Source organism: Methylocystis sp. MJC1, assembly GCF_026427715.1.
Taxonomy (GTDB): Bacteria; Pseudomonadota; Alphaproteobacteria; order Rhizobiales; family Beijerinckiaceae; genus Methylocystis.
Window position 1 is genome coordinate 3,610,738 of the sequence record NZ_CP107558.1, and the last position, 11,660, is coordinate 3,622,397.

Below are 11,660 nucleotides of genomic sequence, written 5' to 3' on the forward strand. Positions count from 1 at the left end.
CTGTCGTCTCCGCTGCCCCTGCCATGGAGCGTCGCGACTATCTTTCGGGTATGGCCGCGTCTAAATCAGCCTGGCTTCCGAGGCTTAAGATGCGGTTGACAGCCGAATGACTCTTCGCTGAAGGATTTATTACGGAGATTTAAGGCGCCTTTGTGAACGGGCAAGACACACCCCAGCGGTCTTGGAAAACCAGGCTTTCAAGCGGCAGGCGCGACGCCCAGCGTTTCACCTCGAGCTCCGGCCGCCGATAGGCGCGTTCGACAAAACCCACGCAGAGATAGGCGACGACGGCGATTTCTTCCGGGATTCCCAGAATTGAGCGCAGCTCCTCCTCGCGCATGATGCTGACCCAACCGACACCGACCCCTTCGACGCGCGCCGCAAGCCATAGATTTTGCACCGCGCAAGCCGTGCTCAAAAGATCGGTGTTGGGCTGTTGCGTGCGCCCCAGCCCCGTTGGGCCGTGGCGATTGCGGTCGCACGTCACGCAAATATTGAGCGGGGCTTTCAGAATGCCTTCGAGCTTGAGGTTGCGGTAATGCGCGCGCCGTTCGGGAGCGAGCATTTCAACCTCGGACTGCGCGCCGCGCAAAAAAGCCTCATGCACCGCGCCGCGCACCGCTTTGTCGCGAATCACGATAAAATTCCACGGCTGCATGAATCCGACGGAGGGCGCGTGATGGGCCGCGTCGAGAAGGCGCATCAGAAGATCCTGCGGGACATCGTCCTCCAGGAATTCATTGCGCACATCACGGCGGGTGTAGATCGCGCGATAGACCGCCGCGCGCTCGACCTCGTCAAAGGGCGCAGCGACGCCGATGTCGCGCTCGATCTCAGCCGCGTCGAAAGGCGGGTTATCCCCCGGATCGCCCGCCATCAGCCGATCTCCAAAGCGGCGCTTAACCGCATCCAAGCCGTCTCCGACCCCGGGAGTCCGAATCGCAGCCAATTCGGTCGCTCGGGAAAGGCCCGCACAAGGACGCCCTTCTCGCAGAGGCGCACAAACCAATCCCGCGCCTTGTCGTGACGAAACAGTCGAAAGAGCGACGTGCCGCCCAGGAGTTCAAATCCTGCGAGCGTCAGCGTCGCATCGAGACGCGCGGCCTCAGTCGCGCAGGCTGCTGCGGCGGCGTCTCGCCACCGCGAATCAGCGAGCGCCTGGGCGCCGATAGCGAGCGCCGGGCCGGAGACCGCCCAGGGACCTAGCGCTGCGCGCAGAATCGCGGCGCGAGCGGGCGCACAGAGCGCGAAGCCGAGCCGCAGCCCGGCAAGCCCATAGGCTTTTCCAAACGACCGAAGCACAACGACGCCTTCCAACGATGCAAGAGGCGACGCACTGTGATCGAGCGCGAAGTCCATGAATGACTCGTCGATAATGAGCAATCCGCCCTTGCGCGTCATCTCTTGCGCCAGCGGGCCGAGGTCGCACGGGAAAGCAATGCGGCCATCGGGGTTATTCGGGTTGACGACGACCGCGACGTCGAAGCCCATGAGTTCTTCGATTGTCGCAACCGTCTCGACCTTTGCGCCGTTAGCGGCCCAGCAGGCGCCGTGCTCCGCATAAGTGAAGTCCAACACGCCGACGCGCCGCGCCGGGAAAACGCGCGGCAACAACTGAATGAAAGCCTGCGCGCCGGCGCCCGCGACGATCGCGCAATCGCGCGGCGCGCGATAAGCCGCGCGCGCCGCAGCCTCAAGGCTGGCGAAAGCCGCCTCATCAGGGAGCCGCGTCCAAGCTTCGGGCGCGATCACAGGCAAGGAGTAGGGTGTCGGATTGATCCCTGTCGAAAGGTCGATCCAGGGCTCAGGCGCATTCGGATAAGCGCGGCGCGCAGCGTCGAGGCGGCCGCCATGCGCAATCGGGGACGAAAGCGGCGCATGCGCGCTCATCGCGCGATCTCCAACAAGGCGTCGAGGTCGATATGCGTTTCGCAATGCGCGGCGAGCGCGTCGAGCGTTTCCTCGATCATGTCCTCGAACCGCAGCGGCGACGCCTCGGCGCCGACCCATCGCAAGAAGGCCGCGCGAAAGGCGCCTTCGGAAAAGAGGCCGTGCACATAGGCGCCCATGACAAGGCCATTGCGCGATATGGCGCCGTCGAGGCGACCGTCGTGAAAACGCAAAACCGGCCGCCCGCAATCTTCGCCCGAGGTCTCGCCTATGTGCATTTCATAGCCATGGAAGCGCGCGTCGAACGCGATCGCCCGCCCCGTGACGCTCGTGAGCGTCTTCTTGTCTGTGAGCCTCGTCTCGATGTCGAGCAGGCCGAGTCCCGGCGCCAGCGCCACATCGCCTTCCATGCGCTGCGGATCGCAAATCGCGCGGCCGAGCATTTGATAGCCGCCGCAAATGCCGTAGACGCGCCCGCCGCGCCGCGCATGCGCGAGCAGATCGATGTCCCAGCCATTGGCGCGTAACGCCGCAAGATCGGCGATTGTCGCCTTGGAGCCCGGAAGAATGACGAGCGCCGCCTCGGCCGGCAAAGGCGCGCCGGCCTGAATGAGACGCAGATCAACTGCCGGCTCCGCCTTCAACGGATCGAGATCGTCGAAATTGGCGATATGCGGCAACAGCGGAACGGCGATGACGACGCCATTGCTCTTGCCGCTGCGTGCGGCACGCAGGCCGAAAGCATCTTCGGCCGGCAGCCTTGTGGCCGCTTCGAAATAGGGAACGAGGCCCAGAGCCCGCCAGCCGGTGCGCGCGGCGATGAAGCGCATGCCGTCATCGAACAAGGAGGCGTCGCCGCGCATCTTATTTACGATGAAACCCTGAACCATCGCCGCGTCTTGTGGATCGAGCACGGCCTTGCAGCCGACGAGCTGCGCAATGACGCCGCCCCGGTCGATATCGCCGACGAGAATGACAGGCGCGTCGGCTTCCCGTGCGAAGCCCATATTGGCGATGTCGTTGGCGCGCAGATTGATCTCCGCCGCGCTGCCGGCGCCTTCGACAATGACGAGGTCGCTTTGCGCCTTGAGGCGTGCGAAGCTTTCCATGACGGCGGGCTTCAGGCGCGGCTTCCAGTCCTGATATTCGCGCGCCTTCGCCTGTCCTGCGATGACACCGCGCACCACCACCTGCGATCCGTTCACGCCCTGCGGCTTCAACAGCACGGGATTCATGTCGACCGTCGGCGCCAGCCTGGCCGCGCGCGCCTGCAACGCCTGGGCGCGGCCGATCTCGCCGCCATCCGCCGTCACCGCCGCATTGTTCGACATATTCTGCGGCTTGAAGGGCGCGATCCTGAGGCCGCGATTGACGAAGGCGCGCGCGAGCCCTGCGACGATGAGCGACTTGCCGACGTCGGACCCGGTGCCCTGAATCATCAAGACCCGGCTCATGACGCGAGGAGCGCCATGACAGCGTCGATACGATACGCGACGGCGACGCCCCCGCGCGGCGGCGGCTGGATCATGACGACAGGCAACCCGAGCTCGCGCGCGGCTTCGATCTTGGCGTAGGTGAGCGCGCCGCCGCTGTTCTTGCTGACGACCACATCGATGCGCTTTTCGCGCATGAGTGCGATTTCATCCGTACGCGTGAAGGGGCCTCGCGCGGACATCACCTCGCATTTGGGCGGGAGGTCGCTTGCTTCAGGCGGCTCGATCACGCGCAGCAGGTACTCATGCTGGGGCGCCCCGCGAAAATCCGCGACGCCCTGCCGGCCGATGGTGAGAAAGACGCGGCGGGGCGCGCCGCCCAGCGCATGAACGGCCTCAAGATTGCTGTCGACCTCGATCCAGCGATCTTCGGCCATGGGCCGCCAGGGCTCTCGCGCGTAGACGACCAGCGGCAAGGCAAGCGCGGCGCAGGCGGCCTGCGCATTGGCGGAGATTTGCGCCGCGAAAGGATGCGTGGCGTCGATGACATGCGTGATGCGCTCGTCGACGAGATAACGCTTCAGCCCCTCTACCCCGCCAAAGCCGCCGATGCGCGTCGGCAAGGCGAGCGCGATCGGCGCGCTGGTGCGGCCGGCGAGCGAGGCGATGGCTTCGTCGCGCGCCTCGGCCGCAATGCGCTCGGCGAGCGCGCGCGCCTCGCTCGTCCCCGCCAGCAGAAGGATACGGCGGCTTTCGTCATTGCGAGCGAAGCGCGGCAATCCAGGGGCCGCGTCGTGGCGCTGGATTGCTTCGTCGCCTTCGGCTCCTCGCAATGACGGCGAGGGAGTTTTCGGAGCGTCAGCCAATTTCACTGCGGCTTTCACTCTGCGGCGAGCTTCACGGCCGCAGGGCTGCGGAATTCGGCGAAGAGCCTCTCGCGCTCGGCGTCGGCGGCCGCGATATGGCGCGCCTTCACATTGCCGAAGCCGCGGATTTTCTCCGGAACGCGGGCGAGCGCCACTGCGACGGCGTGGTTCTCCGGCGTCAGCGAGGCGAGAAGCTCGTCGATCAGCGCCTCATATTCCGCCAGCAGCCGCCGCTCCACGATGCGGTCATTGTTGAAGCGCGTGAAGTCGAAGAAGGAGCCGCGCAGCCATTTGAGCCTGGCGAGAACCTTCATCACCTTGAACATCCAGGGGCCGAAGGTGATCTTGCGCGAGCCGCCGAAGTCCGTCTTGCTCTGCAGGAAGGGGATGGGCGGCGCGAGATGCAGATCGAGCTTGAGATCGCCTTCGAAGGTCTCCGAAAGCTGGCGCTGGAAAGCCTCGGTCGTATAAAGGCGCGCGACTTCGAACTCGTCCTTGAAGGCCATGAGCTTGAAGAGGTAGCGCGCGACGGCTTCGGTCAATTCCTGCGCGCCGGGAACGCGGGCCTTTTCGAGCTGGGCGACCGCCGCGACGCGGGCGTGGTAATGCGCGGCATAGGCCTCGTTCTGATAATCGACGAGATAGGCGGCGCGGCGCTCGATCAGTTCGTCGAGCGTCTTGGAGCGCTCACGCGTCTGCGTCGGACGCTGCAGCGACTCGACCACCGCCTCGACGCTCTCCATGTCATGCGCGGCGCGACGGCCCCAGAGAAAGGCCGAGTGATTCATCGGCACGGATTCGCCGTTGAGCTCGATCGCGCGCAGGATGGCGGCCTCGGAGAGCGGCAGATAACCTTTCTGCCAGGCATAGCCGAGGATGAAGACGTTAGCGGCGATGGAGTCGCCGAGCAGCGTTTGGGCGAACGCCGTGGTGTCGATGAAAGCAGCGTCGGGCCCACCGGCGCGCCGGATCGCCTGCTTGACCTCCTCCGAGGGTAGAACGAAATCGGGATTGCGCTCGATGTCGCCGGGGAAGACCTCGGCGCTGTTGACGAGCACATGCGTCTTGCCGTGCTCGACCGTCGCCAGCACTTGCTTCGCGCCGGCGACGACGAGATCGCAGCCGAGCAGCACATCGGCCTCGCCCGCGGCGATGCGTATGGCGTGAACCTCGGCGGGCGTGCGCCCGATCTTCACATGGCAATAGACGGCGCCGCCTTTTTGCGCGAGGCCGGCCATGTCGATCACGCCGACGCCCTTGCCTTCGAGATGCGCCGCCATGCCGAGAAGCGCGGAAATCGTCACGACGCCCGTGCCACCGAGCCCCGCGATGAGAATGCCGTAAGGCGTTTCGCCGATCCCGGCGACATTGGGCTCAGGAAGCGCCGGCTGGCCGCTCGTGTCTTCCTTGGTGGGCAGTGGCGCCTTCTTCATGCGCCCGCCATGCACGGTCACGAAGCTCGGGCAGAAGCCCTCCAGGCAGGAGAAATCCTTGTTGCAGACAGATTGGTCGATGCGGCGCTTGCGGCCGAATTCGGTCTCGACCGGCTGCACGGCGACGCAGTTCGACGCCGTGCCACAATCGCCGCAGCCCTCGCACACCAGCTCATTGATGATGACGCGCGCGTCGGGGTCGGGGAAGAGGCCTCGCTTGCGCAAACGGCGCTTCTCGGTCGCGCAAGTCTGATCGTAGATGAGGACCGTGACGCCCTCGGTCTGCGCAAGCTCGCGCTGAACCTCGTTGAGGACGTTGCGGTGGTGGATGGTGAGACCCGGCGGCCAGGCGATGCTCGGCGGGTATTTTTCGGGCTCGTCGGAGACGAGCGCGATCTTTTTCACGCCTTCGGCGGCGACCTGACTCACGATCGCTTCGACGGTCAGCTCGCCTTCGTGCTTCTGGCCGCCAGTCATGGCGACGACGCCATTGTAGAGAATCTTGAAGGTGATGTTGGTCTTGGCCGCGACGGCGAAGCGGATGGCGAGCGAACCGGAATGGTTGTAGGTGCCGTCGCCGAGATTCTGGAACATATGCTTGCGCGTCGAAAAAGGCGCCTCGCCGATCCAATTGGCGCCCTCGCCGCCCATATGCGTGTAGCCCTCGGTCGAGCGGCCCATCCATTGCGCCATGTAATGGCAGCCGATGCCCGTATAGGCGCGCGCGCCTTCCGGCACATGGGTCGAGGTCGAATGCGGGCAGCCGGCGCAGAAATGCGGCACGCGCACGGTGACGTCGGTCATCGTCTTGCGCCGGTCCTGCAGGCGCTCCAACCGGCGCACGCGGGCGTCGAGTTCCTCCGAAGGATGATATTTCAACAGCCGCCGGCCGATGGCGATGGCGATGTCATTGGCGTCGAGCGCGCCCTTCACCGGGAAGAGCCAGTCGCCGCGCTCGTCCTTCTTGCCGATGCAGACCGGCTGATGCGCCGAGCCGTATAGCGCCTCGCGCAGCTGCACCTCGATGAGCGAGCGTTTCTCCTCGACAACCATGATGAGGTCGAGGCCGCGCGCGAATTCGTGCAAACCTTTGGGTTCGAGCGGCCAGGGCGCCGCGATCTTATAGAGGCGCAAGCCGAGATCATTGGCGCGCGCCTCGTCGATGCCGAGATCGTCGAGCGCCTGACGCACGTCGAGATAGGATTTGCCGACGGTGATGACGCCGATCTTGGGATTCGCGCCGCCCGAGGTGATGATGCGGTTGAGGCGATTGGCGCGGATGAAGGCGAGCATGGCGTCGCGCTTGCTCTCCTGCAGCCGCTCTTCCTGCGCCAGCACGGGATCTCCCGGACGAATGTTCAGCCCGCCCGGCGGCAGGACGAAATCCTCCGGGATAATCGGCTGCACGCGATCGAGAGAAGCGTCGATCGAAGCGGTCGACTCCACCGTGTCCTTCAGAAGCTTCAAGCCGACCCACACGCCGGCGAAGCGCGACATTGCGAAGCCATAAACGCCGTAATCCAGAATCTCCTGCACGCCGGCCGGCGAGAGGATCGGCATCATCACATCGACGAAATGAAAGTCGGACTGATGCGCAGTCGTCGAAGATTCCGCAGTGTGATCGTCGCCCATAAGCGCCAGCGCGCCGCCAAAACGCGATGAGCCCGCCAGATTGACGTGGCGCAGCGCATCGCCGCTGCGGTCGACGCCCGGCCCCTTGCCGTACCAGATGGAGAAGACGCCGTCATATTTGCCTTCGCCGCGCATCTCGGCCTGCTGCGCGCCCCACACGGCGGTGACGGCGAGATCCTCATTGAGGCCCGGCATGAAGAGAATGTCATTGGCGTCGAAGAGGGCTTTCGCCCTGTGCATCTGCGCGTCGACGCCGCCGAGCGGCGAGCCGCGATAGCCGGTGATGAAGCCCGCTGTGTTGAGCCCGGCCCGGCGGTCGCGCTCCTTTTGCATCAGCAGCAGGCGCACAATAGCCTGCGTGCCGGTGATCAGCACGCGGTCGCGGGCAAGGTCGAAACGATCCGAGAGCTTGGCCTCGGCAAAGGCGGAGCCGGGGTTCAAGGCGCCGGCGACGTGATCCGTCATACAATAACTCTCCTGCGCGAAAGGGCGCGCGCTTGGCCTACGCGCGACAAACGCAAAAACGACTAGGAACGAGCATAGGGGCCCTCTCTCCGAGGACCCAATCGCAAGGCGCGAGCCGCTGCCTGCCTCTCATCCCATGGCCATCCGCTGGCGCCCCGGGGAGCGCGGCTCTCCATGATCGTATTTTATGACAGAGCCAATAACCTTTTCAAGAACCCATGTAGAGAGACGCACAGGCGCTGGCGCCGCGCCCTGTTTTCGCCGATTTCCGGCCCTAAGCAGCCATCCCGTTGGCGCCCAACGGAATGGCTGCTAGATTCGTTGACCGGCAGGATTTCTATCGGAAAACCGCAACGCGCTTTTCCGAAATCCCGCTCAGTCGGAACAGACATGAAGCCCCTCAAAATCTCGATCCTTTCCGCTTTGGCCCTGGCCTGGGTCGCCGTGGCGCAAGCCCACCCGCATGTCTGGGTCGCCGTCCGCAGCGAGGCGGTCTTCGGCCCCGAGGGGAAGATTCTGGGCGTGCGCCATGCCTGGGAATTCGACGAAATGTATTCGGCCTTCGCCGTCCAGGGGCTTGGCAAGGACGGCAAGCCGCCCACACGGGACGAGCTTGCGCCGCTCGCCAAGACCAATGTCGAGTCGCTCGCCGAGTTCGACTATTTCACTTATGCGAAGCAGAACGGCGCCAAGGCCGCCTTCAAGCCGCCGGAGGGCGTCTATCTGGAGGCGAACGACAAGAAGATCGTGACGCTGCATTTCTTCTTGCCGCTCGAGACGCCGGTCGCCGCTACCAAACCCTTTTCCTTCCAGGTCTATGATCCGACCTATTTCGTTTCCTTTGCCTTTGAAAAGAAAGACCCGGTCAAGCTCGCCCAGGCGCCGGGCGGCTGTTCGGTCAGCCTTGTCGAGCCGGCCCCGCTGGTGGCCGCTGATAATCAAAAGCTGAGCGAAGCCTTCTTCCAGAACATGTCGCCCGGCGCCGATTTCGGCGTGAAGCTCGCGACCCGCGCCATCGTGGCCTGCCCGTGACGCCGAGACGGTTGGGGTTTCTTGCGGCGGCCGTCCTGGCGCTCGTGCTCTGCGCGATCGAGCCCGCGGCCGCCCAGCGCCACCCCTTCGCCGTCGGCGGCGGCGAGGCGGCTTGCGGCGCCGGGGGCCTCGCCGGGCTTATCCTCGCCTGGCAAGGCAAGTTCAACGCCGAGCTGCAGGCGGCCGCACGCCTGCTGAAGAGCGACGCGAGCGCCTTTTTTGCCCTCGCCGCGGCAAGCTTCGCCTATGGCGTTTTTCACGCCGCCGGGCCCGGCCACGGCAAGGCCGTGCTGACCTCCTATATGGTCGCCAATGAGGTGCAGCTGAAGCGCGGGCTGGCGCTGGCCGCCCTCGCCGCTTTGCTGCAGGGGGTGGTGGCGATTGCGCTGGTCCTCGTCGCCGCGCTCGTCTTCCGCGCCACGGCGGGCCAGATGACGAACGCCGCACGCGTCATCGAAATCGTGAGCTATCTCGCCATCGCCGCGCTGGGCGCGAGGCTCATATGGTCCAAGGGCGCTGGCCTTCTCGGCGCTCTGCGCCAACCGGCCTTGGCGATCGCTACAGCCAACGGCTCCGGTCGGTTCCTATGCGAAGCAATCGACGATCCAAACCATATGCATGGTCCGAGCTGCGGCTGCGCGCCTGATCCGGCGACACTTTCAGGCCCAGGCTTTCGCTGGGGAGACGCTCTCGCGACCGTGCTCGCGGCGGGATTGCGGCCCTGCTCCGGCGCCATTCTCATTCTGGTCTTCACGCTATCCCAGGAGACGCTGGCTGCGGGCGCCGGCGCGGTTCTGGCGATGTCGGCGGGCACAGCCGTGACGACCGGCGCGCTCGCCGCCGTCGCGGTCTACGCCAAGGACCTGGCGTTGCGCGTGAGCGGCGGCGGCGCGCGGCGCATGGCGATCGTCGCGCGCACAGCCGAGCTTCTTGCCGCGCTTCTGGTTTTCGGCCTTGGCGTCGCGTTGCTCGCCGGCATGGGCATTTCTTGCAGCGCATCGTAAGTTTCGTGCGCCGCAGCACAATTCCCGCGACGCGGCTGCCGTTAAACGCCTGACACACGCGCTATTTTGATTGCAGAAAACGATTCGGCGCCAGACCGTTCGAATTGCCAGATTCCTTTTTTCGAGGGTGGAAAATGACGAGCCCAGAGCAACAGCACGACCCCTATGCGGCGCGGCCCTGGCTCGCCTCCTATCCGGCGGGCGTTCCGGCCACGATCGACCCAGGCCGTTCGACCCTCGTCGATCTCCTGCGGAAAAGCACGGCCGCCTATGCCGATCGCCCGGCAATGGAAAGCTTCGGCGCGCGGCTCAGCTATCGCGAATTGACGCGCGCCGCCGAAGCCGTCGCGTCCTGGCTGCAAAGGCAAGGGCTGGAGAAAGGCGACCGCGTCGCCATCATGTCGCCCAATGTTCTCGCCTATCCGGCGATCCTCTTCGGCGTTTTGTTGGCGGGCGGCGTCGTCGTGAACGTCAATCCGCTCTATACGCCGGTCGAGCTCGAATTCCAGATCAACGATGCGGGCGCACGTTTCCTCTTCGTTTTCGAGAATTTCGCACATACCGCGCAGGCCGCATGGCCACGCATGAAGGTCGAACGGGCGATCATCGTCGCGCCCGGCGATCTCATGGGGCTGAAAGGCTTCCTCGTGAATTTCGTTTCGCGGCAGATCAAAAGGGCGGTTCCCGCCTATGCGATTCCAGAAAGCCTGTCCTTCACCGATGTTTTGCGCGAAGGCGGCAAGCGCCCGTTCACGCCGGCCCAGGTCGCGCCTGAGGACGTTGCTTTTCTGCAATATACGGGCGGCACCACCGGCGTGGCCAAGGGCGCGATCTTGCTCCACCGCAACGTCGCCGCCAATGTCGAGCAGACCTGGGCCTGGCTCGAGTCCTATCTCGGACCGACCGGCCCGCATGTGATGGTGACGGCGCTGCCGCTCTATCACATCTTCGCGCTCACGGCCTGCTGCATGCTGACGATGCGGGCCGGCGGCTGCTGCCTGCTCATCGCCAATCCCCGCGACCTCAAGGGCCTGATTGCGACGCTGCGCAAGACCCGCTTCACGGTTTTCTCGGGCGTGAACACCCTCTACGCCGCCCTCGCCGATTACCCGGGCATCGCACAAGTGGATTTCTCGACTCTCAAGATGAACATCGCCGGGGGCATGTCGACCCAGCAGGTCGTCGCGCAGAAGTGGAAGGCGATATCGGGCAAGCCCATCCTCGAAGGTTATGGCCTCTCCGAGACATCGCCGATCCTGACCGTCAATCGCCCGGATATCGTGGAGTTCACTGGCGGCATCGGCTATCCGCTGCCCTCGACGGAGATCACCTTGCGCGACGAGCACGGCGATGTGGCGCCCTTTGGCGAGCGCGGCGAACTCTGGGCGCGCGGCCCGCAGGTGACGCCGGGCTATTGGCGCCGCCCCGACGAGACCGCCAAGGCCATGACGCCCGACGGCTTCTTCAAGACGGGCGACGTCGCCGTCATGCAACCGGACGGCATGTTCAAGATCGTCGATCGCCTGAAGGACATTATTCTCGTCTCGGGCTTCAACGTCTATCCCAATGAGGTCGAGGCGGCGCTCGCCGAACACCCGAAGGTGAAGGAGGTCGCCGTCATCGGCGTGCCCTTCGCCCATTCCGGCGAGGCGCCCATGGCTTTTGTCACCGCGCGCGATTCGAGCCTCACAGCGGAGGAGCTGCGCCGCTTCGCCCATGAGCGGCTCACCGGCTACAAAGTGCCGCGCTTTTACGAGTTCCGCGAGAGCCTGCCGAAAACCAATGTGGGCAAGATTTTGCGCCGCGCGCTGCGCGACGAATATTTCGCGCGGCCCAAGGCGCCTGCCAATGAGGAGCAGGCGTAGGCCCCCTCCCTGTCCCTCCCCCGCTAAAGCCCGTCGAACG

At 65.0% G+C, this 11,660-nt stretch carries 8 protein-coding genes; 3 read left to right on the forward strand and 5 right to left on the reverse strand.

Features of this window, described 5'->3' with window-relative positions; genetic code table 11:
- Positions 1–139 precede the first annotated feature (139 nt).
- The 5 genes from bluB to OGR47_RS17360 all read right to left on the reverse strand — a co-directional run bounded on the left by bluB (position 140) and on the right by OGR47_RS17360 (position 7,719).
- Positions 140–877, reverse strand: a complete 738-nt coding sequence (bluB, locus tag OGR47_RS17340; protein ID WP_165052094.1) for a 5,6-dimethylbenzimidazole synthase — start codon at positions 875–877, stop codon at positions 140–142.
- A complete protein-coding gene (gene cobD / locus OGR47_RS17345; RefSeq protein ID WP_165052092.1) occupies positions 877–1,890 on the reverse strand; it encodes a threonine-phosphate decarboxylase CobD in 1,014 nt (337 codons plus the stop codon). The genes bluB and cobD overlap by 1 nt, the downstream gene beginning before the upstream one ends.
- The gene (locus OGR47_RS17350; protein ID WP_165052090.1) at positions 1,887–3,344 is read right to left on the reverse strand and encodes a cobyric acid synthase; all 1,458 of its coding nucleotides are present in this window, start codon (positions 3,342–3,344) and stop codon (positions 1,887–1,889) included. Before OGR47_RS17350 ends, cobD begins: the two co-directional genes overlap by 4 nt.
- A complete protein-coding gene (locus OGR47_RS17355; protein WP_246729689.1) occupies positions 3,341–4,102 on the reverse strand; it encodes a cobalt-precorrin-6A reductase in 762 nt (253 codons plus the stop codon). The genes OGR47_RS17350 and OGR47_RS17355 overlap by 4 nt, the downstream gene beginning before the upstream one ends.
- 101 nt (positions 4,103–4,203) lie before the next feature.
- Positions 4,204–7,719 (reverse strand): indolepyruvate ferredoxin oxidoreductase family protein, encoded by a 3,516-nt coding sequence (locus OGR47_RS17360; protein ID WP_165052088.1) that lies wholly within the window; start codon positions 7,717–7,719, stop codon positions 4,204–4,206.
- Positions 7,720–8,109: 390 nt separating this feature from the next.
- On the opposite strand from OGR47_RS17360, the gene OGR47_RS17365 reads away from it, so the two are divergent.
- The 3 genes from OGR47_RS17365 (at position 8,110) to OGR47_RS17375 (ending at position 11,620) form a co-directional block, all read left to right on the forward strand.
- Positions 8,110–8,751, forward strand: coding sequence for a DUF1007 family protein (locus tag OGR47_RS17365; protein WP_165052086.1), 642 nt, complete (start codon positions 8,110–8,112; stop codon positions 8,749–8,751).
- Positions 8,748–9,755: a nickel/cobalt transporter gene (locus OGR47_RS17370; protein ID WP_246729688.1), complete on the forward strand. Its 1,008-nt coding sequence runs from the start codon at positions 8,748–8,750 to the stop codon at positions 9,753–9,755. The genes OGR47_RS17365 and OGR47_RS17370 overlap by 4 nt, the downstream gene beginning before the upstream one ends.
- Positions 9,756–9,889: 134 nt before the next feature.
- The gene (locus tag OGR47_RS17375; protein ID WP_165052084.1) at positions 9,890–11,620 is read left to right on the forward strand and encodes an AMP-binding protein; all 1,731 of its coding nucleotides are present in this window, start codon (positions 9,890–9,892) and stop codon (positions 11,618–11,620) included.
- The last annotated feature ends 40 nt before the right edge of the window (positions 11,621–11,660 follow it).

Coding starts and splice junctions, on each gene's coding strand:
- bluB (WP_165052094.1), bottom strand. CDS start 877: ATGGCGGGCGATCCGGGGGATAACCCGCCTTTCGACGCGGCTGAGATC.
- cobD (WP_165052092.1), bottom strand. CDS start 1,890: ATGAGCGCGCATGCGCCGCTTTCGTCCCCGATTGCGCATGGCGGCCGC.
- OGR47_RS17350 (WP_165052090.1), bottom strand. CDS start 3,344: ATGAGCCGGGTCTTGATGATTCAGGGCACCGGGTCCGACGTCGGCAAG.
- OGR47_RS17360 (WP_165052088.1), bottom strand. CDS start 7,719: ATGACGGATCACGTCGCCGGCGCCTTGAACCCCGGCTCCGCCTTTGCC.
- OGR47_RS17365 (WP_165052086.1), top strand. CDS start 8,110: ATGAAGCCCCTCAAAATCTCGATCCTTTCCGCTTTGGCCCTGGCCTGG.
- OGR47_RS17375 (WP_165052084.1), top strand. CDS start 9,890: ATGACGAGCCCAGAGCAACAGCACGACCCCTATGCGGCGCGGCCCTGG.